16 protein-coding genes are annotated in these 22,609 nt (G+C 72.1%); 10 read left to right on the plus strand and 6 right to left on the minus strand.

What is annotated here, in order from left to right; genetic code table 11:
* Nucleotides 1-29: 29 nt before the first annotated feature.
* Nucleotides 30-902: an acyl-CoA thioesterase II gene (locus tag ACFVYS_RS01235; protein ID WP_054240126.1), complete on the plus strand. Its 873-nt coding sequence runs from the start codon at nt 30-32 to the stop codon at nt 900-902.
* Nucleotides 903-1,008: 106 nt separating this feature from the next.
* On the opposite strand, the gene ACFVYS_RS01240 is transcribed toward ACFVYS_RS01235, so the two are convergent.
* Nucleotides 1,009-1,800 (minus strand): phosphatase, encoded by a 792-nt coding sequence (locus ACFVYS_RS01240; RefSeq protein WP_389497647.1) that lies wholly within the window; start codon nt 1,798-1,800, stop codon nt 1,009-1,011.
* A 66-nt stretch (nt 1,801-1,866) separates the two neighbouring features.
* On the minus strand, nt 1,867-3,342 hold the full coding sequence (locus ACFVYS_RS01245; RefSeq protein ID WP_389497649.1) for a helix-turn-helix domain-containing protein: 1,476 nt from the start codon (nt 3,340-3,342) through the stop codon (nt 1,867-1,869).
* 101 nt (nt 3,343-3,443) lie between these two features.
* Here ACFVYS_RS01245 and ACFVYS_RS01250 point away from each other — a divergent pair, with 101 nt between their 5' ends.
* The 4 genes from ACFVYS_RS01250 to ACFVYS_RS01265 are packed head-to-tail and all read left to right on the plus strand — an operon-like array spanning nt 3,444 to nt 8,311.
* Nucleotides 3,444-4,919 (plus strand): sodium:solute symporter, encoded by a 1,476-nt coding sequence (locus ACFVYS_RS01250; protein WP_389497651.1) that lies wholly within the window; start codon nt 3,444-3,446, stop codon nt 4,917-4,919.
* A gap of 56 nt (nt 4,920-4,975) precedes the next feature.
* Nucleotides 4,976-5,944, plus strand: coding sequence for an agmatinase (gene speB, locus ACFVYS_RS01255; RefSeq protein WP_389497653.1), 969 nt, complete (start codon nt 4,976-4,978; stop codon nt 5,942-5,944).
* Nucleotides 5,941-7,626, plus strand: a complete 1,686-nt coding sequence (locus ACFVYS_RS01260) for a thiamine pyrophosphate-binding protein (protein ID WP_389497655.1) — start codon at nt 5,941-5,943, stop codon at nt 7,624-7,626. Before speB ends, ACFVYS_RS01260 begins: the two co-directional genes overlap by 4 nt.
* Before the next feature lie 25 nt (nt 7,627-7,651).
* Nucleotides 7,652-8,311 (plus strand): hypothetical protein, encoded by a 660-nt coding sequence (locus ACFVYS_RS01265; protein WP_389497657.1) that lies wholly within the window; start codon nt 7,652-7,654, stop codon nt 8,309-8,311.
* 38 nt (nt 8,312-8,349) lie between these two features.
* Here the strand turns inward: ACFVYS_RS01265 and ACFVYS_RS01270 are convergent, their stop codons facing one another.
* From ACFVYS_RS01270 to ACFVYS_RS01280, 3 genes are all read right to left on the minus strand, one after another.
* Nucleotides 8,350-8,700 (minus strand): peptidase inhibitor family I36 protein, encoded by a 351-nt coding sequence (locus ACFVYS_RS01270; protein ID WP_389497659.1) that lies wholly within the window; start codon nt 8,698-8,700, stop codon nt 8,350-8,352.
* 236 nt (nt 8,701-8,936) lie between these two features.
* Nucleotides 8,937-9,740 carry an endonuclease I family protein gene (locus ACFVYS_RS01275; RefSeq protein WP_028807161.1) on the minus strand — a complete coding sequence of 268 codons (804 nt, stop codon included), beginning with the start codon at nt 9,738-9,740 and terminating at the stop codon, nt 8,937-8,939.
* 209 nt (nt 9,741-9,949) lie between these two features.
* On the minus strand, nt 9,950-12,298 hold the full coding sequence (locus ACFVYS_RS01280; RefSeq protein ID WP_389497661.1) for a glycosyltransferase family 39 protein: 2,349 nt from the start codon (nt 12,296-12,298) through the stop codon (nt 9,950-9,952).
* Nucleotides 12,299-12,473: 175 nt separating this feature from the next.
* Here ACFVYS_RS01280 and ACFVYS_RS01285 point away from each other — a divergent pair, with 175 nt between their 5' ends.
* The 5 genes from ACFVYS_RS01285 to ACFVYS_RS01305 all read left to right on the plus strand — a co-directional run bounded on the left by ACFVYS_RS01285 (nt 12,474) and on the right by ACFVYS_RS01305 (nt 20,331).
* A complete protein-coding gene (locus ACFVYS_RS01285) occupies nt 12,474-13,325 on the plus strand; it encodes a serine hydrolase (RefSeq protein ID WP_389497663.1) in 852 nt (283 codons plus the stop codon).
* Between the two features lie 57 nt (nt 13,326-13,382).
* The gene (locus tag ACFVYS_RS01290; protein WP_389497665.1) at nt 13,383-14,420 is read left to right on the plus strand and encodes an esterase-like activity of phytase family protein; all 1,038 of its coding nucleotides are present in this window, start codon (nt 13,383-13,385) and stop codon (nt 14,418-14,420) included.
* Nucleotides 14,421-14,572: 152 nt separating this feature from the next.
* A complete protein-coding gene (locus ACFVYS_RS01295) occupies nt 14,573-18,304 on the plus strand; it encodes an ABC transporter ATP-binding protein (RefSeq protein ID WP_389497667.1) in 3,732 nt (1,243 codons plus the stop codon).
* A 121-nt stretch (nt 18,305-18,425) separates the two neighbouring features.
* Nucleotides 18,426-18,791: a hypothetical protein gene (locus tag ACFVYS_RS01300; protein WP_389498021.1), complete on the plus strand. Its 366-nt coding sequence runs from the start codon at nt 18,426-18,428 to the stop codon at nt 18,789-18,791.
* A 109-nt stretch (nt 18,792-18,900) separates the two neighbouring features.
* On the plus strand, nt 18,901-20,331 hold the full coding sequence (locus ACFVYS_RS01305; protein ID WP_389497669.1) for a S28 family serine protease: 1,431 nt from the start codon (nt 18,901-18,903) through the stop codon (nt 20,329-20,331).
* Nucleotides 20,332-20,495: 164 nt separating this feature from the next.
* Here the strand turns inward: ACFVYS_RS01305 and ACFVYS_RS01310 are convergent, their stop codons facing one another.
* Nucleotides 20,496-22,280 (minus strand): glycoside hydrolase family 3 protein, encoded by a 1,785-nt coding sequence (locus ACFVYS_RS01310; RefSeq protein WP_389497670.1) that lies wholly within the window; start codon nt 22,278-22,280, stop codon nt 20,496-20,498.
* Nucleotides 22,281-22,609 lie beyond the last annotated feature (329 nt).

Here is a 22,609-nt window from a genome sequence, read left to right on the forward strand (position 1 = left end):
GCAACAACGGGCCGCTACAACCGGACGTCATGAGCCAGGCACTACAGGATCTCCTCGATCTGCTCGACATCGAGCAGATCGAGGAGAACATCTTCCGCGGCCGGTCCCGCTCCGCCGTCGTTCCGCGCGTCTTCGGCGGGCAGGTGGCGGCGCAGGCACTGGTCGCCGCCGGACGGACGGTCCCCGAGGACCGGCTCGCCCACTCCCTGCACGCGTACTTCCTGCGCATGGGCGACCCGGGCGCGCCCATCGTCTACACGGTCGACCGGATGAACGACGGCCGGTCCTTCACCGCGCGCCGCGTCGTCGCCGTCCAGCACGGACAGCCGATCTTCGCGCTGTCCGCCTCCTTCCAGCGGTACGAGGAGGGCTTCGACCACCAGACCCCCATGCCGCCGGCCCCCGACCCGGCCACGCTGCCGACCTCCGAGGAACGGCTGCGCGGCTACGCCCACCTCGATCCCGAGGTCGTCGAGAGGTTTCTGGAGGCCCGCGAGGCGGTGGACCTGCGCTACGTCGACGAGCCGCCGTACGGCCGGTTCGGCGCGCCGCGCGAGCCGCACTCCCAGGTCTGGTTCCGCGCCAACGGCAAGCTGGCCGACGACCCGCTTCTGCACGTCGTCCTCGCCACCTACGTCTCCGACATGACGCTCCTCGACTCGGTCCTCCTCGCGCACGGGCGCGGCGGCTGGGCGGTCGGTGACGTGGTGGGAGCGTCCCTGGACCACGCGATGTGGTTCCACCGCCCGTTCCGCGCCGACGAGTGGCTCCTCTACGACCAGGAGTCGCCCTCCGCGCACGGCGGCCGGGGCCTCGGCCAGGCCCGCATCTACACCCAGGACGGGCGGCTCGCCGTCTCGGTGATCCAGGAGGGTGTGGTCCGCGCCCCCCGGGGCGACTGAGCACCCGGCGCCGCACCCGCGCGTGCGGCGCCCCCAGGGGATCCCTCCCCGGCCCCCCGGCCCCTCCGGGGGTCTCCCCGACCCCTCGGGGGGCTTCCTCCCCGCCCTAGTCGGTCAGCCCCGCCTCGGCCAGCAGATACGCGGTCATCACGTCGTAGTGACGCGGGCTGACGACGTGGTCGTCGAGGGGGACCGCCACCTGGACGGTGCCCTCCGACTCGGCGATGAACAGCGCCGGGTCGTTGCAGTCGGCGTAACCGACGGAGTCGACGCCGTGCTGCCCGGCGTAACCCGCCCAGCCGTGGTCGGCGACGACCAGGTCGGGCAGCGGCCGGCCCTCCCGTTCGAGCGCGGTGAGGATGGCCTTCATCGGCTCGCCCGAGTGGGTGTGCCAGAGCGTGGCGCCGTGTTCGAGGACCGCCACGTCGGCCAGCTGCCAGACGTACCCCTCGTCCGTCTGGAGCCCCTCCGGGATGACGACGATCTCGCAGCCGGCCGCGCGCAGGGCGGCGGCGGTGGCGCGGTGCACGTCGAGGAGACCGCCCGGGTGACCGGTGGCGAAGAGGACCCGCTGCTGTCCCTCGGCCGCCTTGCGCAGCCGGGCCGCGAGCCGGGCCAGGCCGTCGACCGTCAGCTCGGGGTCGATGGTGTCCTGGCCGTAGCGGTACTCGGGATCGTCGTTCACGCCGACCCGCTCCGCCATCACCGCGAGCACGTCCTGCTCGTCGGTCCAGCGGTCGCCGAGTTCCAGACCGAGCCAGAAGTTGCGGACACCGTTCGCGAGCTGGCGGTAGTGGGAGAGGTTGTTCTCGCGGGGCGTGGCGACGTCCCCGGCGATACGGGTTCTGACGAGGTGGTCGACGAGTTCGGCGCGGCTGGGCGTCCCGGGTATCGGCATGGTTTCCATTGTGAGGCAGCGGGCGGTGCGCGTCTGTGCTGTTCCGGACGCTGGGACACGCGTCACTCACTGTTGTTTCAGGGCGAACCACAGCTCCATCCGGACGTCCGGATCGTCCAGGTCCGTCCCCAACAGGGCCGCGCAGCGGGCGATCCGCTGCCGCACGGTGTTGCGGTGCACGGCCAGCGTCACCGCCGTACGGTCCCAACTGCCGTGCAGGGAGAGCCAGGTGCGCAGCGTCTCGATGAGCGCGGCGCTCGCGGCGCTCGCCCGGATCGGGGCGAGGAGCGACCGGGCATGGGCCCGCGCCTCGTCGTCGGGCACCAGGTCCCGCAGTCCGGCCCCGGAGCCGTGCCGGACCAGCGCCGTACGGGTGGCGCGGGCCCGGGCCAGCGCGCGGGCCGCCTGCGCGTCGGCGGCCGGCCAGTCGGCGGGGGTCACGTCCGCGCTGACGCCGAGGGTCCAGCCCGGCTGCGGCTGCGGCGGGCCGCCGGCCGGGACGAGGACCCGTACGACGTCGTGCGCGAGGTCGACCAGCGGTGATCCGAGGCCGGCGCCGAGCGCGGAGGCCGCCACCGGGTCGAGCACCTGCGTGTCCGGACGGGCGTGCACGACGAGCCACCGCTCGCCCCCCAGCAGCGGGGCCACTTCGGCGGGCGCGGCCCCCAGCAGCAGCCGTACGAGCGCCGACGAGCGGGCCGCCCCCGAGCCGCTCTGGTGCTCGCCGGTGAGCAGCGAGAGCAGGACGGCGGCGACGGAGGCGATCGTGTGGTCACCGGGGTCACGCCGCGGCGCCGCCACCCCGAGCACGAAACCGCGGCCGGCCCCGAGCGCGTAGGCGGCGAGATGGGTCCCGTCGGGGGCGGTGTCGCTGGCCGTGACGGAGGCACGGGAGAGGAGGAGGCGGGCGAGCCCGGCGAGGGCGGCGTCCGCGGACGTCCGTCCCGCCCCCGCGATCTCCGTCCCCTCCGGCCCGTACAGCACCGCGCGCCCCGCGACCCGCTGGGCGAGCTGGCGCAGGACGGACGGGACCGGGTCCGGGCGGGAGGCGGCGGCCGCGAGGCTCTGCTGGGCCTCCGTCACCCGGCGCAGCTCGGCGGTGCGGGCCCGCTCCATCAGCTGCCAGACCGCGCGGGCCACGGCCGAGAACGTCGTCTGCGGGGGCACCTCCAGGAGCGGCAGCTCGTACGCCTCGCAGGCGGCGACCAGCGCCCTGGGCACGGTGTCGTGCACCGGCGCGACCCCGAACCCGAGCGCCGCGCCGCCCGCCGCGACGATCCGCGAGACGTAGTCCTCGAAGTATGTGCCCGACCCGGCCGCCTCCGGGATGTGCACGCCCGCCGTCAGCAGCAGCTCGCCGCCCAGCAGATACGGGTACGGGTCGGCCATCTCCGAGGTGTGGGCCCCGTGCAGCACGGTGCCGGGATCCGCGGGCCCGGCGATCTGCCGCAGGGCGAGGTCCTCGCGGGCCAGCAGGGCGGCGAGAGGGACCGGTGGGGTGGGAGGTACGGCGAGCTCCGGCACTATGGATGTTCCCTCCATTGAGCGCGGATCGAGTGGATGAAACTTACACTTCCGGGGCACTTTTCGGCCACCTAGGGTCAACTCCCGAACCACCTCAGCCATCGAGAAGGGTGGGCCCCATGGCCGTCGACTACACCGTGATCGCCGTCTATCTGGCCGGCATGCTGGCCATGGGCTGGTGGGGCATGCGCCGCGCCCGCTCGAAGAGCGAGTTCCTCGTCGCCGGGCGCCGCCTCGGGCCCGTCATGTACTCCGGCACCATGGCGGCGATCGTCCTCGGCGGCGCGTCCACCATCGGCGGCGTGGGTCTGGGATACCAGTACGGGCTGTCCGGCGCCTGGATGGTGTTCACCATCGGCCTGGGCCTGCTCGCCCTCTCCGTCTTCTTCTCGGCCCGCATCGCCCGCCTCAAGGTCTACACGGTCTCCGAGATGCTGGACCTGCGCTACGGCGGCCGGGCCGGTGTGATCTCGGGCGTGGTGATGTGGGCGTACACCCTGATGCTCGCCGTGACGTCGACCATCGCGTACGCCACTATCTTCGACGTCCTCTTCGACATGAACAGGACCGTCGCGATCATCCTCGGCGGCTCCATCGTCGTCGCGTACTCGACGCTCGGCGGCATGTGGTCGATCACCCTCACCGACATGGTGCAGTTCGTGGTGAAGACCATCGGCGTGCTCCTGCTGCTGCTGCCGATCGCGGTCGTCAAGGCGGGCGGCTTCGGCGAGATGAAGGCGAAGCTGCCGACCGGGTACTTCGACCCGCTGGGCATCGGCGGCGAGACGATCTTCACCTACGTGCTCATCTACACGTTCGGCATGCTCATCGGCCAGGACATCTGGCAGCGCGTGTTCACCGCCCGCGGCGACCGGACGGCGAAGTGGGGCGGCACGGTCGCGGGTACCTACTGTCTTGTGTACGCCCTCGCCGGCGCCGTCATCGGCACGGCGGCCAAGGTGCTCTACCCGAACCTCGCCTCCGCGGACGCCGCCTTCGCGACGATCGTCAAGGACGAACTCCCGGTCGGCGTGCGGGGGCTGGTGCTGGCCGCCGCGCTCGCGGCCGTGATGTCGACCTCGTCGGGCGCGCTGATCGCCTGCGCGACCGTCGCCAACAACGACATCTGGTCCCGGCTGCGGGGTGTCGTCAGTGCCGACGGAGGCCCCGATGGTGAGGAGCGCGACGAGGTGCGGGGCAACCGCCTGTTCATCCTCGTGATGGGTGTCGCGGTGATCGTCACGGCGATCGCCCTGAACAACGTCGTCGAGGCGCTGACGGTGGCGTACAACCTGCTCGTCGGTGGACTGCTGGTGCCCATCCTCGGCGGACTGCTCTGGAAGCGCGGCACGGTCCACGGCGCCCTCGCCTCCGTCGTGGTCGGCGGCGTCGCGGTGATCGGCCTGATGGCCGGCTACGGCATCCTCGCCAACGAGCCGGTCTACTACGGCCTCCTCGCCTCCCTGGCTGCCTACCTCGCCGTGTCCCTGGCGACCCCGGCCACCGACCCCGCCGTCCTGGCCGCCTGGCGCGAGCGACTGGCCGGACGGACCCCCGAGACAGCCGGAACCTCCCCCGTCCCGGTGTCCCAGTAGAGTCGTACGAGTAGTAGTACATACGCGACGAAGCGTAGGAAAGAGAGTATTTGACCATGAGTGGCAACGAGACGCCCCGCGGCCCCGTCGACTCCTCCCGCATCCCGCGGTACGCAGGTCCCGCGACCTTCGCCCGGCTGCCCCGCCTCGACGAGGTCGGCCGCGCCGACGTCGCCGTGGTGGGCGTGCCGTTCGACTCGGGCGTCTCGTACCGGCCGGGCGCCCGCTTCGGCGGCAACGCGATCCGCGAGGCGTCCCGGCTGCTGCGGCCGTACAACCCCGCGCAGGACGCCTCCCCCTTCGCCCTCGCGCAGGTGGCCGACGGCGGCGACATCGCGGTGAACCCGTTCGACATCCACGAGGCCGTGGAGACGATCGAGGCGGCGGCCGACGACCTGCTCGGCACCGGAGCCCGCCTGATGACCCTCGGCGGCGACCACACCATCGCGCTGCCGCTGCTGCGCTCGGTCGCGAGGAAGCACGGACCCGTGGCCCTGCTCCACTTCGACGCGCATCTCGACACCTGGGACACCTACTTCGGCGCGGAGTACACCCACGGCACGCCGTTCCGCCGGGCCGTGGAGGAGGGCATCCTCGACACCGAGGCGCTCTCCCACGTCGGCACCCGCGGCCCGCTGTACGGCAAGCAGGACCTCACCGACGACGAGAAGATGGGCTTCGGCATCGTCACCTCGGCGGACGTGTACCGGCGCGGCGCCGACGAGATCGCCGACCAGCTGCGGCAGCGCATCGGCGACCGCCCCCTCTACATCTCCATCGACATCGACTGCCTCGACCCGGCGCACGCCCCCGGAACCGGGACCCCGGAGGCGGGCGGCATGACCTCGCGCGAGCTCCTGGAGATCCTGCGCGGCCTGGCCTCCTGCAACCTGGTCTCGGCGGACGTCGTCGAGGTGGCCCCCGCGTACGATCACGCGGAGATCACGTCGGTGGCCGCGTCCCACACGGCGTACGAACTGACCACGATCATGTCCCGACAGATTGCCGAGGCTCGCGCGAAGTGACTCACGACCACGACCTGGTGCTCCGCCCGACGGAGGCGCAGATCGCCGCTGCTCTGAACCCTCCCGCCGGCCGCAACGGCGGAGACCTGGTCGTGGAGACCCTGGCAGGGCTCGGCGCGACCAGCGTCTTCGGGCTGCCCGGCCAGCACGCGCTCGGCATGTTCGACGCGCTGCGCCGCTCCTCGCTGCGGTACATCGGCCTGCGGGTGGAGAACAACGCGGGGTTCGCGGCGGACGCGTACGGCCGGATCACCGGCGAGGCGGCCCCGCTGCTGCTGTCGACGGGTCCGGGCGCGCTGACCTCGCTCGCGGCGCTCCAGGAGGCGGCGGCCGCCTCGGCACCGGTGCTGGCGATCAGCAGCCAGGTCCCGACCGCCGGCCTGGGCGGCGGCCGCCACGGCTATCTGCACGAACTGCCCGACCAGGCGGCCTCGTTCCGCGGCGTGGTGAAGTCGGTCCACACCGTCCGCACCCAGTCGCAGATCCCGTCCGCGATCGAGGCGGCCTGGAAGTCCGCGCTCAGCGTGCCGCACGGCCCGGTGTGGGTGGAGATCCCGCAGGACGTGCTGCTGGCGGAGACCCGGATCCCGGTGGTCACCGGCGGCGACGCCTTCCCCGAAGAGCTGCCGCCGCGCCCCGAACTGACCGCCGTGGCGGCCGACCTGCTGTCGAAGGCGGCCCGTCCGGCGATCATCGCGGGCGGCGGAGTCGTACGGTCGGACGCCTCGGGCAAGCTGAGGCAGCTGGCGGAGGTCCTGCAGGCCCCGGTGGTCACCACGCCCGGCGGCAAGGGGGCGTTCCCCTGGACGCACCCCCTCTCGCTCCAGTCCTGGATCGAGGACCGCTACACCACGGACTTCCTGGAGGACGCGGACGTCCTCCTGGTCGTCGGCTCGGGGCTCGGCGAACTCTCCTCCAACTACCACACGTTCAAGCCGCGGGGCCGGATCGTCCAGATCGAGGCGGACCTGGGAAAGCTGGAGTCGAACCATCCGGCGCTCGGCATCCACGCGGATGCGCGACTGGCGTTGCAGGCGCTCCTGGAGACGGTGGTGGAGCGGGCCCGGCCGGGGGCCGCCGAGCGCGTCCGTGAGGTCCTCACGAAGGTCGCCGACCGCATCGGCGCCCAGGAACTCACCCTGGAGCAGGAGGTGTTGGCGTCGGTGCGCAAGGCGCTGCCGGCCGACTCCCCGTCCTTCTGGGACATGACGATCCTCGCCTACTGGGCCTGGTCGGCCTTCGACGCGAAGGGCCCCAACCTCATGCACTCGGCCCAGGGGGCGGGCGGCCTGGGCTACGGCTTCCCGGCGGCGCTGGGCGCGGCGGCGGCCGACCCGACCCGCCCGGTGCTGGCGGTGTCGGGGGACGGCGGCGCCCTGTACTCGATCGCGGAGCTGGCGACGGCCAGGCAGTACGACCTGAACGTCACCTGGCTGATCGTCGACGACGGCGGCTACGGCATCCTGCGCGAGTACATGACCGACGCCTTCGGCGAGCCCACGGCCACCGAACTGACCCGCCCGGACTACGTGGCCCTGGCGGAGTCCTTCGGGGTGACGGGGGTGCGGACGTCTCCGGAGACCCTGGCGGCGGACCTGGCGAAGGCCCTGTCCACGCCCGGTCCCTCGGTGGTCCTCCTCCCGGCGGTGCTGCGGATGTTCGCGCCCACGCACCTGTCCTAGGGAAGGCCGTTGATACGGTCCCGGCATGTCTGAAGCACACGGATCACCCGGCCCCGTCACCGCCGACGACGTGCAGGAGGCGGTCCGGTCGGCGGTGGCCGTCCTGCGCGGGGCCGAGGCGGCCGACTGGGATGCCAAGGCCGGTTCGCTGGACTGGAGTTGCTGGGAGACCGTCGAGCATCTGGCCGACGACCTGTTCGCCTATGCCGCCCAACTGGGCCCGCGGGGCGGGCCGTCGGACACCGAGGTGCCCTTCGTGTGGCGCGCGGAGCGGCCCGGTGCGCCGGCGAACGTCGTCTTCGCCGACCGGACGGCCGGGGCGGCCGGCCTCGCGCAGGTGCTGGAGGCGTGCGGGGCGCTGCTGACCGCGATGGTGCGGACGACGCCTGCGGGCGTCAGGTCGCACCACGTCTTCGGGGCCTCCGACCCCGAGGGGTTCGCCGCCATGGGGGTCGTCGAGACGCTGGTGCATCTGCACGACGTCGCCGAGGGGATCGGTGTCCGTTGGGAGCCGGACGCCGGACTGTGCGACCGGGTGCTGGCGAGGCTCTTCCCGGACGCCCCGGCCGGCACCGGCCGGTGGCCCACCCTGCTGTGGGCCACCGGCCGGGGAGAGCTCCCGGGTCACGCGCGTCTCACCCGGTGGCGCTGGTACGGCGCGCCCCGCGGCGAGGGCGAGCGGTAGGGCCGCGCGGGAGAGCGAGCGGTGGGGCGGGGCAGGGCTCAGCAGGCGCCCGGACCCACCGCGTCGATCCGGCCGCCGAAGTCGCCCAGGTAGCGGGTGCGGTAGTCGGCGTTGAAGACATTCCGCTTCTCCACCGGGCCCCAGTTGATGAAACAGGCGCGGGTACTGGAGACGAAGGAACCCACGTGGTCGTGGAGCGCGGGCGGCATGTCGCGGTAGCCGCTGCGGGCGGTCCACTCCCAGCTGCTGCCGCCGAAGTTCTCGCCGCTGTAGAAGCAGATCGATCCGTCGGGACAGGAGGGCGCGGCGGCCGCCGAGGCGCTCTGGGCGGGCAGGGCGAGGGCGGTCAGGGCGAGAGCGGCGGCGAAGGACCAGGCGCGAAGCTTCATGAACGTCTCCGGGAAAGGGAGTCGGGATCGCTCCGGCGGATCTGCCGAGGCGCCCCCAGCCTCGCGCCCGGTCCGGGCGACGCGCCCGGGACCAAGATCCGGCTTCACCGGTGTGAGGGAACTAGTCGTTCCATCACACCGATTCCTCCGGCGGGTGGGCCCGGACGCGCCGAGAGGGGCCGAACTTCCCTGTGGGGGACGGGAAGTTCAGCCCCTCCGCGGTCGCGCTGCGGGTCCTACCAGATCGCCTCGACCCACTCCGGGTGGTCGATGAACGGGTTGCGGTTGTGCTGGTAGGTGTCGTAGATGACCTGGTTGCGCTTCTCCTCGAAGGCGCTGGGCGGGTCCGCCTCGTTCCACGCCTTGAGGACGGAGAGCTTGCCCATGTAGGGGTTGCTGCCGTTGCCCACCTTCTCGTTGGGCTCCAGGTTGGCGAAGCCGTCGTCACCCTCGTAGCGCACGGCCATGTAGAGGATCATGCGGGCCACGTCGCCCCGGTCCGCCGCGCGCGGCGCGAAGGAGTCGGAGTCGACGGTGCTGCCGCCGCCGTTGGTGACCGCGCTGCCGCCGTTGTCGAAGTCCAGGTTGCCGCGGATGCTGTTGACCTGCACGTCCGCGGGGCGCAGGTGGTGCAGGTCCGTGCCCGGACCGGTCACCTCGCCGAAGTCGCCGTGGGACTTGGCCCAGGTGTGCTCGCGGTTCCAGTCGCCGACGTCACCGCCGTTGAGGGACTTGGCTCGCGAGACACCGCTGTACAGCAGGATCACGTTGCTGCTGTTGTTCGGGTCCTGGTCGGTGGCCTTCAGAGCGTCCCAGACCGCGGAGTACGAGATCTTCGTCTGGCTGCTGATGATCGTGTGCAGCGAGGACTTCAGACTCGTACCCGTCTTGCCGACCGCGTTCTTGTAGTACGTCGCGTCGTAGGCCGTCGTGGTCGCCGCGGCGGGGGTCGCGGTGAGCGCGGGCGCGGTGAGACCGACCAGGACGGCAGTGGTGGCAAGCGCCACCGACTTCCATCGGCGTATGCGTGTCGCCAGCATGTGGGGTGTCCGATCTACGCGGGTTGATTGGAGGCGGCAATCGGGAGAGTGACATGCACATGCGGTCATGGCAATGAATCTGACATGTCCATCAGGTGACGGGTACCGGCAAATTGCCCCTTGTCTACGCGAGTTGAACGCGCTTTCTTATGCCGAAGCGGCCCCTGACGTCAAGTCAGGGGCCGCTGCGGACCGTTGGGCCGCTTCGGTCAGCTCACGTCCGAGGCGTCCAGTCGGTAGATCGTCGACTGGTTGCTCTGCGACGAGGTGTCCGTGCCCGAGGCGTCGGCGTCGGAGGTGTTCGAACCGGACTCGGCCGTCGAGCCGGACGCGGAGCTCGACGTCGAGCTGTAGGCGCTCTCCTGCACCGCCGTGCCGTTCTTCTGCACCCAGGCGGTGATCTCCTGGTTCAGGCTGCTGTTGCCGCCCATACCGCCGCCGCCGAGCTGGATGTAGTGCAGCTCGCCCTTCTTCACCAGTTCCTTGAGCTTGGCGAGGGTCATCGCCTGGTCGCTGCCGGTGAAGCCCCACATGGAGATGACGGGCTCGCCGCTGCTGAGGATCATCTGGCCCGCGCTCTGCGAGTTGGAGACCGCGATCAGCCAGGTGGCGCCGTCCTGGTGCTTCTCCAGGTACGAGATGAGCTCGCTGTCGGCGCCGCCCATGCCGCCGCCACCGCCCATGCCGCCACCGCCACCCGTACCGCCGCCGGGGCCACCGGTGCCGCCGCCCGGAGCCGTGCCGCTCTCGCCGCCGCCCTGGGCGCCGCCCGGGAACTCCCCGTTCGCGCCGCCCTGTTGGCCGCCCTGGCCGCCGCTCGGCGCGCCGCTGGGGGCACCGCCGCCCTGCGGGAGTTCGCCGTTGCCGCCGCCCGGCGTCATCTGGCCGTTGCCGCCGCCGGGGAATCCGCCGCTCGCCTGGCCGCCCTGCTGGGTGCCGCCGGGCGCCTGGCCGCCGTTGCCGCCGCCGAAGCCGCCCCGGCCACCGCCGCCGCCGGGACCGCCCATGCCGCCACCGGTGGACGGACCCGCGGTCGGGTTGGTGCCGCCCATCATCCCGCTGGTGGAACCGAAGGCCGGCGAGGCGGCGTACGCCGTCGGACCGGCGAGGGCCGCCACGATCGCCGCGGCGAGGGACGCGCCGAGCAGCCGGACCCCGATGCCGGAGCTCGCGGACCGCAGGATCAACAGGCCCACGATCGCGAGGACCATGACCACGCCGACGACCGGCCACAGCCAGGTGTTCCAGCCGGTGGCGCGCCGCAGCAGCACGATCGCCCAGACGCCGGTGACCGCGAGCCCCACCGGCAGCACCCACGACCAGCGGGCGTCACCGCCGCGCAGGGCACGCCACAGCATGACCCCGCCGCCACCGCACAGCGCCGCGATGCCCGGGGCGAGCGCGGTCGTGTAGTAGGGGTGCATGGTGCCTTCGGCCATGGCGAAGGTCAGGTAGTGCAGCACCAGCCAGCCGCCCCACAGCACCAGCGCGGCGCGGGTGGGGTCGGTGCGCGGGGCCCGGCCGCGCAGCACCAGGCCGGCGACGAGCGCGATGCCCGCGAAGGGGATCAGCCAGGAGATCTGGCCGCCGAGGATGTCGTTGAACATCCGGCCGATGCCCGCGGTCCCGGCGAAGGATCCGCCGCCTCCGCCGCCTCCGCCGTTGCCCTCGCCGCCGAGGACCCGGCCCAGGCCGTTGTAGCCCATGATCAGGTCCCAGGCGCTGCCGTCGGTCGAACCGCCGATGTACGGCCGGTCGTCGGCGGGCACCAGGGACACGGCCGTCGCCCACCAGAAGCTGGCGACGGCCAGCGCCACGGCGGCCAGCGCCAGGTTCACGGCCTTCTTCTTCCAGGCCGCCCGCGACGCGTACAGGTACACGGCGAAGACGGCGGGCAGGGCGATGTAGCCCTGGAGCATCTTGGTGTTGAAGGCGAGCCCGAAGCAGACCGCGGAGCCGAGGAGCGGCAACAGCCGGTCGTCGCGGGTGGCGCGCAGGGCGAGAGCCGCGCCCGCCACCATCAGCAGGACGAGGACGGTGTCCGGGTTGTTGTCGCGGTTGATGGCGACGGTGATCGGCGTCAGCGCGAGCACGAGGGCCGCGACGGCGGCGGCCGCGTGGCCGAACACCCGCTTGACCGAGGAGTGCAGGATCCAGATCGTGCCCAGCGCGGCCGCGACCTCCGGCGCCATCATCTGCCAGGTGCCGAACCCGAAGATCCGGCAGGACAGGCCCATGATCATGAGCGCGAACGGCGGCTTGTCGACGGTGATGAAGTTCCCGGCGTCCAGCGAACCGAAGAACCACGCCTTCCAGCTCTGCGTGCCGCTGTAGATCGCGGCGCTGTAGAAGCTGTTGAGGCTGGACCCGGACAGGTTCCAGGAGTACAGCACGCCCGCCAGGATCATGATCGCGATCAGCGCGGGCAGCGACCAGCGCGGCGCCCGGTCCGGCGGGGGTGCCGCGGGGGCCGTCTCGGAGGTCGCCGGCGGCGACCGGTCCGCGGACACGGCGGGGGGCACGGTCGGGTGGGGGAGGGGATCGGTGGCAGAGGTCACCCTGCGCATGCTGTACGGCCGTTGTGGGTGGTCGCTGTGGTCAAGCTGGCCGCCGCCTGTGAGAACGCACAGGCCGCGGTAACGCGCTGCCCAGGCTTTCCCCAACACCCGAGGTGACGCGGACAACCTTGGCGATGCGTACAACCTTTCGTACGAACTTGTGTGTCAACAGGTCATGACTCACCGGACACGAAGAAGCAGAAGGCTGCTCGGCGCCGGGCTCACCGCCGGCGTCCTCATAACCGGCGTGGCCGCCGCCGCACCCGCCGCGGCCGCCACCCCCACCGTGAGCTGTACGTCGGCGAAGGCCGGGCTCGCGGCCAAACTGAAGAAGGACATCACCGCCGCACTGGCGAACCGCAAGGGCACGATCGCCGTCGGCCTCTACGACCGCACCACCAACACCACCTGCACCCTGCGTGCCTCCACCGCCTTCGACTCGGCCAGCGTCGTCAAGGTCACCGTCCTGTCCGCGCTGCTGTGGGACGCGCAGAAGACCGGCCGGGCGCTGACCAGCCGGGAGAAGACCCTCGCCACGGCCATGATCACCAAGTCCGACAACGCCTCCACCACCACCCTGTGGAAGCAGCTCGGCATGACGAAGATCAAGAACTTTCTGACGGCCGCGAAGATGACGCAGACCAAGCCGGGCGCGAACGGCTACTGGGGCCTGACCCAGATCACCGTCACCGACCAGCAGAAGCTGCTGAAGCTGCTCACCGCAAAGAACACGGTCCTGACCGACGCCTCGCGCGCCTACGTCAACACACTGATGGGCAAGGTCGTCTCGGCGCAGCGCTGGGGCACCCCCTACGGGAGGCCGGCCGGGGTCAGCTGGCACGTCAAGAACGGATGGCTGTCGCGCGCCACACAGGGCTGGCGGGTGCACAGCGTCGGCACCTTCAAGGGCGGCGGCCACGACTACGTCATGACCGTCCTCACCCACGGCAACAGCACCATGAACTACGGCATCACGACCATTCAGGGCGTCGCCAAGGTCATCCACAAGGACCTGGCCGCCTCCTGAGCGAGGCTTTACGCGGTGTCCCACCGCACGTCACCGACCCGACCTACGGTGACGCCCATGCGCCTGCGAACCGTACTCGCCACCCTCACCGCCGGCCTGGCGGCGGCCACCACTCTCACCGCCGCCGGGCCCGCGAACGCCCACCCGGCCACCAACACGGCCACGAGCAACGCCTGTTCACCGGCCGTCTCCCTCGTCGGCTTCTCCGACGCCCTCGACAAGACGACCTTCGACGGCACCTTCGTCGGCAACTTCTCCGCGCTCGCCCTGAACCGGGACGGCTCCCTCGCGGCCCTCTCCGACCGCTCCTCGCTCTTCGGCCTGGACGCGAAGACGCTCGCCCCGAGAGCTGTCGTCCCGCTCGCCGGCGAGAGCGGCGCCGCACTCGACAGCGAGGGTCTCGCCATCGACGGTGACGGCACCCGCCTGATCACCTCCGAGACCGAGCCGTCCATCCGCCGCTACAGCCGCGACGGCGAGATCCTCGACCGCCTCCCGGTCCCGTCCTCGCTCCTCGTCGCCCCGGCCGGGCGGGCCACCTCCAACCAGACCTTCGAGGGCCTGACGCTGCTGCCCGGCGGACGCACCCTCCTCGCGTCGATGGAGTACGCGATCTCCGGCGACAGCACGGGCATCGTCCGCTTCCAGACCTGGACCAGGACCAAGGGCGACCACTTCGGGCTCGGCGCCCAGTACGCCTACCGCACCGACTCCGGCCTCGGCGTCCCCGAGGTCCAGGCCCTGCCCGACGGCCGGCTCCTCGTCCTGGAGCGCGGCTTCACCACCGGCGTCGGCAACACGGTCCGCCTCTACCTGGCCGACCCCCGCCACGCCACGGACACCGCCGGCGTCGCGGACCTCACCGGCCAGGACGGCGTGCGCCCGGTGAGGAAGAAGCTCCTCGCCGACATCGTGAACTGCCCGTCACTGGGAGCGACCGCCAAGCAGCCCCAGCCGAACCCGCTGCTCGACAACATCGAGGGCATGGTGATCACCGGCCGCGCCAAGGGCCGCGTGGAGGTGCTCCTGGTCAGCGACGACAACCAGAACGCGGCCCAGACGACCCGCTTCTACCGGCTGCGCGTACGTGTCTGACCGTGTCCGGCCGCCGCTGACCGGCTGTGACCGTGTGTCCCCGATTGTTGCGGAGGGATGAAATCCGCTTCCTTCGGCGTTGGTGCCTTCCGGCAGACCAGGACGACTGGGACTGGCAGACCAGGACGACTGGACGACAGGAAGGCACCGGCGTGGCAGTGCAGCAGGGGGAGCAGCGGCGAGGCTGGGCGCGCAGACTGGCCGGATACGCCTGGCGGCACCCGGCGAACGTCGTGCTCGCGCTCGGCTCCTCGCTCGCCGGTATGGCCGTCCTGGCACTGGTCCCGCTGGTCACCAAGGTGATCATCGACGATGTGATCGGCGACCACAGCCGGGGCATGGCCCCCTGGGCCGGAGCCCTGGTCGCCGCCGCCGTCCTCGTCTACGTCCTCACCTACGTCCGCCGTTACTACGGCGGACGCCTCGCCCTCGACGTCCAGCACGACCTGCGGACCGAGATGTTCGAGACGATCACCCGCCTCGACGGCCGGCGTCAGGACGAGCTGTCCACCGGCCAGGTCGTGGGCCGCGCCACCAGCGACCTCCAGCTCATCCAGGGTCTGCTCTTCATGCTCCCGATGACGATCGGGAACCTGCTCCTCTTCCTGATCTCCCTGGTCGTCATGGCCTGGCTGTCCCTCCCGCTCACCCTGGTCGCCCTCGCCGTGGCACCGGCCCTCGCGTACATCGCCAGGCGCAGCCGTACCAAGCTGCACCCCGCCACCTGGTACGCCCAGGCCCAGGCGGCGGGCGTCGCGGGTGTGGTCGACGGAGCCGTCAGCGGCGTACGGGTCGTGAAGGGCTTCGGCCAGGAGGACCAGGAGACCGGCAAACTGCGCGAGGTCGGCCGTCGGCTCTTCGCCGGCCGGCTGCGCACGATCCGCCTGAACTCGGCCTACACCCCGGCCCTCCAGGCCGTCCCCGCCCTCGGCCAGGTGGCCATGCTGGCGCTCGGCGGCTGGCTGGCCGTGCGCGGCCACATCACCCTCGGCACCTTCGTCGCCTTCTCCACCTACCTCGCGCAGCTCGTCGGCCCGGTACGGATGCTCGCCGTGGTCCTCACGGTCGGCCAGCAGGCCCGCGCGGGCACCGAACGCGTCCTGGAGCTGATCGACACCGAACCGTCGATGCAGGACGGCACCAAGGCACTGCCCGCCGACGCCCCCGCCACCGTCGAGTTCGACGACGTGGCCTTCGGCTACGACCCCGGCCGGCCGGTCCTCGACGGCCTCACCTTCGAGATCCGCCCCGGCGAGACCCTCGCGGTGGTGGGCTCCTCCGGCTCCGGCAAGTCCACCGTCTCCCTCCTGCTGCCCCGCTTCTACGACGTCGGCAGGGGCGCCGTCCTCATCGGCGGCCACGACGTCCGCGAGCTCACCCTCGACTCGCTGCGGGCCGCCATCGGCCTGGTCCCCGAGGACTCGTTCCTCTTCTCCGACACCGTGCGCGCCAACATCGCGTACGGCCGTCCCGAGGCCACCCAGGAGCAGATCGAGGCGGCCGCCCGCGCCGCCCAGGCCGACCGGTTCATCGCCGAGCTGCCCCACGGCTACGACACGACGGTCGGCGAGCACGGCCTCACCCTCTCCGGTGGCCAGCGCCAGCGGGTCGCGCTCGCCCGGGCGATCCTCACCGACCCGCGCCTGCTGGTCCTCGACGACGCGACCTCCGCCGTGGACGCGGCCGTCGAGCACGAGATCCACGAGGCCCTGAAACAGGTCATGCAGGGCCGCACGACCCTGCTCATCGCGCACCGCCGCTCCACCCTCAACCTCGCCGACCGTATCGCCGTCCTGGACGCCGGCCGCCTCGCCGACCTCGGCACCCACGAGGAGCTCCAGGAGCGCTCCGCGCTCTACCGCCGGCTGCTCACCGACCCCGACGAGCTCGGCGGGGTCTCGCCCGGCCACGCCCAGCCCTCCCCCACTCCCGGCGAGGACACGTCCGTCCGCGACGAACTGGACGCCGAGTTCGACGCCGAGCGCGGAGTGACCCCCCGGCTGTGGACCGGCGACCGGGAGCCGAAGGACACCGCCCTCTCCGGCATGCCGGCCACGCCCGAACTGCTCGCCCAGATCGAGGCGCTGCCACCGCTCGTCGACACCCCCGACGTCGACGAGCGGCAGGCGGTCCGGCCGGAGGCGTCCTACGGCCTGCGCAGGCTGCTGCGCGGCTTCGGCGCGCCCCTCCTCGTCAGCCTCGGTCTGGTCGCCGTCGACGCCGGGACGAGCCTGCTGCTGCCGGTGATGATCCGGCACGGCATCGACCAGGGCGTGACCCGGGCGGCGCTGGGGGCCGTCTGGGCGGCCTCGCTGCTCGCGCTGCTCTCCGTACTGGTGCAGTGGGTCGCGCAGACCGGCGAGATCCGGATGACCGGCCGCACCGGCGAACGCGTCCTCTACACCCTCCGGCTGAAGATCTTCGCCCAGCTCCAGCGGCTCGGACTCGACTACTACGAGCGGGAGCTCACCGGCCGGATCATGACGAGGATGACGACGGACGTCGACGCCCTCTCCACCTTCCTGCAGACCGGTCTGGTCACGGCCTTCGTGGCGATCGTCACCTTCTTCGGCATCATGGGCGCCCTCCTGGTCATCGACGTACAGCTCGCGCTGGTCGTCTTCGCGACGCTCCCGCCCCTGGTCGTCGCCACGTACTTCTTCCGCCGGGCCAGCGTGAAGGCGTACGAGCTGGCCCGCGAACGGGTGTCGACGGTCAACGCCGACCTCCAGGAGTCGGTGTCCGGGCTCCGGATCGTGCAGGCCTTCCGGCGCGAGCGGGACGGCGCGGCACGGTTCGCGGAGCGCAGCGACAGCTACCGCCAGGCGCGCATCCGGGGCCAGTGGCTGATCTCGATCTACTTCCCGTTCGTGCAGCTGCTGTCCTCGGTCGCGGCGGCGGGGGTGCTGATCGCGGGCGCCGGCCGGGTGGACGCGGCGACCCTCACCACCGGTGCGCTGGTCGCGTACCTCCTCTACATCGACCTGTTCTTCGCCCCCGTCCAGCAGCTCTCCCAGGTCTTCGACGGCTACCAGCAGGCGACCGTCTCCCTGGGCCGGATCCAGGAGCTGCTCCGGGAGCCGACGTCCACGAAGTCCGCCGAGGAGCCGGAGGAGGTCCGCTCGCTGCGCGGCGAGATCGCCTTCGAGGACGTGCACTTCCAGTACGGCTCCGCCGACGAACCCGAAGAGGCCCTGACCGGCATCGAGCTGCGCATCCCGGCCGGCCAGACCGTCGCCTTCGTCGGCGAGACCGGCGCGGGCAAGTCGACCCTGGTCAAGCTGGTGGCCCGGTTCTACGACCCGACCGGCGGCCGGGTCACCGTCGACGGCACGGACCTGCGCGCCCTCGACCTCACCTCGTACCGCCACCGGCTGGGCGTCGTCCCGCAGGAGGCGTATCTCTTCCCCGGCACCGTCCGCGACGCCATCGCCTACGGCCGGCCCGACGCCACCGACGCCGAGGTGGAGGCGGCGGCACGCGCGGTCGGCGCGCACGAGATGATCGCCACCCTCGACGGCGGCTACCTCCACGAGGTCGCCGAGCGCGGCCGCAACCTCTCCGCCGGCCAGCGCCAGCTGATCGCGCTGGCCCGCGCCGAGCTCGTCGACCCGGACGTCCTGCTCCTCGACGAGGCGACGGCCGCCCTCGACCTGGCCACGGAAGCCCAGGTCAACCGGGCCACGGACCGCCTGACCGGCCGCCGCACCACTCTCGTCGTGGCCCACCGCCTGACCACCGCCGCCCGAGCGGACCGTGTCGTGGTGATGGACCACGGCCGGGTCGTCGAGGACGGCACCCATGACGCCCTCCTGGCCCTGGACGGCAGGTACGCCCGCCTCTGGCGCACCTTCGTCGGCGAGGACGAGCCCGCGGCGGTGTGAGGGCAACCATTCGGCGTGTGTCGTGCGTCCGTACAGCAGTACGGCGATCGTGAGTACGACGGACGTGGGAGGGGCGGGGATCGTGGGCACAGGTGCGAGAAGCGGGACGGCCCGGCGGCTGATGCTCGGGCTGGTCGTGATGATCGTGTCCGGGCTGCTCGCCGTCGCCGCGCCGGGCAGCGCCCGGGCCGCGACCTCCGCGGACTCCTGCCCGGGCCGGAAGGTGCGGACCCTGCCCTTCTCCACCGGCTCCGTGCTGGTCTACAAGGGCAGCGGCTACGTCTGTGCCGTCACCGTCCAGAAGAACCCCGGCACCAGGCGGCTGATCTCGGTGAGCGTGCAGGCACGCGGCCATGTCGCCGTGTCGAAGTCGCGCAAGCACACGCGCAGTTCCCCGCCGGCCAGGGTCTACGCGGGGCACCGGTGCGTGCGGGTGACGGGCGCGGTGGCCGGCGGTTCGTACCGCTCGGGCTGGATCCTCTGCTGAGCGGACCTGCGACGTGACGGCACGGTAGGCCAACCCCCTCTGGTGTGACGGGTGTTGCTCCGATAGCTTCCGGCGACGCACATCTGTCTCACAGGGAGGGTGCACGCGCATGCGCAAGGCGCTCAGATGGCTGCTGGCGCTCACGGTGCTCATAGGCACCTTGAGCACGGCGGCCACGGCAGGGGCGGCCACCGCCGCCGAGCCCAAGGCCACCGCCGGCACGGACATCAAGGACCGGCTCCTCGCCGTACCCGGCATGAGCCTGGTCGAGGAGAAGCCGTACCCCGGCTACCGCTACTTCGTCCTGAACTACACCCAGCCGGTGGACCACCGGCACCCCGACAAGGGCACGTTCCAGCAGCGGATCACCGTGCTGCACAAGGACACCGCGCGCCCCACGGTCTTCTACACCGGCGGCTACAGCGTCTCCACCAACCCCAGCCGCCGCGAGCCCACCCAGATCGTGGACGGCAACCAGGTCTCCATGGAGTACCGCTTCTTCACGCCTTCCCGCCCCGACCCGGCCGACTGGTCCAAGCTGGACATCTGGCAGGCGGCGAGCGACCAGCACCGCATCTTCAAGGCGCTGAAGAAGATCTACGCCAAGAACTGGATCTCCACGGGCGGCTCCAAGGGCGGCATGACGGCGACGTACTACGAGCGCTTCTACCCCAGGGACATGGACGGCGTGGTGGCCTACGTGGCCCCGAACGACGTCGTCAACGACGAGGACTCCGCCTACGACCGCTTCTTCGCGGGCGTCGGCACCGAGGAGTGCCGCGACCGCCTGAACGCCGTCCAGCGTGAGGCGCTGGTGCGCCGGGAGCCGCTGGAGAAGAAGTACGCGGACTACGCGGCCGCGGAGGGCTTCACCTTCACCACCATCGGCAGCCTGGACCGCGCCTACGAGGCCGTCGTCCTCGACTACGTCTGGGGTTTCTGGCAGTACAGCCTGCTGTCCGACTGCGAGTCGATCCCGGCGAACGCGGCCACGGCGACGGACGACGAGATCTGGACGTCGATCGACACGATCTCCGGCTTCTCGTTCTACACGGACCAGGGCCTGTCCCCGTACACCCCGTACTACTACCAGGCGGGCACCCAACTGGGCGCCCCCACCATCCACTTCCCGTCCATCGAGAAGAAGTACATCCGCTACGGCTACCAGCCCCCGCGGAACTTCGTCCCGCGTGACATCGCCATGAAGTTCCAGCCGTCGGCGATGCGCGACGTCGACACCTGGGTGAAGCACAACGCCCATCACATGCTCTTCGTCTACGGCCAGAACGACCCGTGGGGCGCGGAACGCTTCCGGCTCGGCAAGGGCGCGCAGGACAGCTATGTCCTCACGGCCCCCGGCCTGAACCACGGCGCGAACGTCGCCGGCCTGGTCGCCGACCAGAAGGAGCTGGCCACGGCCCGCATCCTGGCCTGGGCGGGCGTCGCGCCGACCGCCGTCTCGCAGGCCCGGCCGCTGGCGAGGTTCGACGCGAAGCTGGACGTCCGGGACGTGGAGCGGGAGCCCGCGCTGCGCCCCTGAGCGTGACCGGCCCCGGCCGCGCGCATCCCACCGGATCCGCGCCCGCGCCGAGCCGGAGACAACGGGCCGTGGACGCCGGGCACTTCGCCCGGTCGTCCACGGCCCGCGCCGCCCGGGGCCGCCCGGGGCCGCCCGCGCAACCGTGCTCGGCGGTCGGCGTGCGCCTAGTGCGTCAGGCCGTGCCCGATCGGAAACAGCACCTGCGTCGGATCGTCCGCCCGCCGTACGGGCACCGGCAGCTTCCCGCGCGGCCCGACCACCCCGGCGATCACCCGGGCGGCGGCCCGCAGTTCGACGTCGGTCCAGGAATAGGTGGCCAAGCAGGCGCGTACGAACGGGAGTTGGGCCACGTCGTATGGATTGCGGACGGCCACCGCCACCACCGGCCGTCCGGCCGCCGCCAGTTGTCGCACCAGCGTGCGCTGCGCGTCGGCCGCCGTTACGTTGTAGGTCACGACCACCACGGCGTCCGCCCCGCCCGCGGCCGTCACCGCCCCGGCGATCGTCTCGGCGGACGGGGCCATGCCCGTGGCCAGGGCCGTCGCCCTGAACCCCAGTGCGGTGAGGGCGGCGGCCAGGACGCCGGTGGGCGGGCCCGTGGTGCCGGTGGGGGAGGCCGGGTCGGCGCCGACCACCAGCAGCCGGGGGTGGGTCCGGGGCGAGAGCGGCAGCAGCGGTCCCTCGTTGACCAGCAGCGTCGTGGTCCGCTCGGCGATCCGGTCGGCCGCGGCGAGGTGCTCCGGCGCCCCGACCGTCCGCCCCACGTCGGCCGGGCCGACGTACGGCTCGTCGAACAGACCCAGCCGTGCCTTCAGCCGCAGGATCCGCAGGACCGACGCGTCGAGCCGCCGCTCCGGGAGCTCTCCGTCCTGGACGGCCTTCAGGACGGCGTTCCAGGCCACGTCCAGGTCCGGCGGGTTGAGGAGCTGGTCGACACCGGCCTTCAGCGCGAGCACCGGCACCCGGTCGTCGCCGTACTTCGTGCGCACGCCCGCCATGTCGAGGGCGTCGGTGACCACGACCCCGTCGTAGCCGAGCTTCTCGCGCAGGATGCCGGTGACGATCGGACGGGAGAGGGTGGCGGGGTCGCCGGAGTCGTCGAGGGCGGGCACCAGGATGTGCGCGGTCATGAGGGAGTCGGCGCCGGCCGCGATCGCCGCCCGGAAGGGCACCGCGTCCAGCGTCTCCCACTCCTCGCGCGAGTGGGTGATGACGGGAAAGCCGGTGTGGCTGTCGACGGCGGTGTCGCCGTGCCCGGGGAAGTGCTTGGCGGTCGCCGCCACTCCCGCCGCCCGGTAGCCCTCGGCCTCCGCCGCGACCAGGGCGGCCACCGCGGCCGGGTCGGCGCCGAAGGAACGGACGCCGATGACCGGATTGGCCGGGTTCACGTTGACGTCGGCGACGGGGGAGTAGTCCTGCCGGATGCCCATCGCCCGCAGCTCACGGCCGGCGAGGCGGCCGAGGGTACGGGCGTCGGCGCGGCTGCCCCCGGCGCCGATCGCCATGGCGCCCGGGAAGAGGGTGGCGGGGCGGCCCACCCGGCAGACGGCACCGTACTCCTGGTCGGTGGAGATCAGCACCGGCAGGCCGCCCGGCTGCTGGAGGGAGGCCCGCTGGATGCCGTCGGAGAGGTCCGCGATCTGCCGCGGGTCGCGGGTGTTGTGCGCCCAGGCGAAGTAGATGATCCCGCCGAGCCGGTAGCGGGCGAGCAGCTCGGCGGCCGTGCGTACGCCGAGTTCGCCGAGGTTGGCGTCGATGTCGGCCCGGTCGGGCGCGGTCGCCGAGTGGCCGTACACCCGCGAGACGAAGACCTGGCCGACCTTCTCCTGCAGGGTCATACGGGCGAGGAGTTCGTCGGGACGACGGTCGTCCGCGTGCGCCGGACCGCCGACGGCGAGGGCCGCGGTGACGCCCGCGCCGGCGGCGAGGACGGTGCGTCTGGAGGGCATGTGCGCTCCTTCCGGTGGGGGGGCCGGTGGCGCACGCTACCTGCGGAAGGCGCCGCCATCGGCGCATTGGAGGGGGGCGCGCCGATGACGGCTCGGCTGCTGGGCCGCGGTGCGGCGGAGAGGGTGGGTCAGCGATCGCAGCCAGCAGCGAGGGCCGACACCGCACCGAGGTGACTCGTCCGACAGCCTGGAAGTTGGACGAGTGGAGTTCGGGCAGGGTTCCCGGTCGCACCCCGTTTCGCGGAAGTCGGGACGGGCGCGGCAGGAGGGACCGACGGGACGGCCGTCCGGGGCCGGACCGTCGACACCGGACCGTCGACGCACCTGCT

This window comes from Streptomyces sp. NPDC058295, assembly GCF_042880655.1.
Taxonomy (GTDB): Bacteria; Actinomycetota; Actinomycetes; order Streptomycetales; family Streptomycetaceae; genus Streptomyces; species Streptomyces coriariae.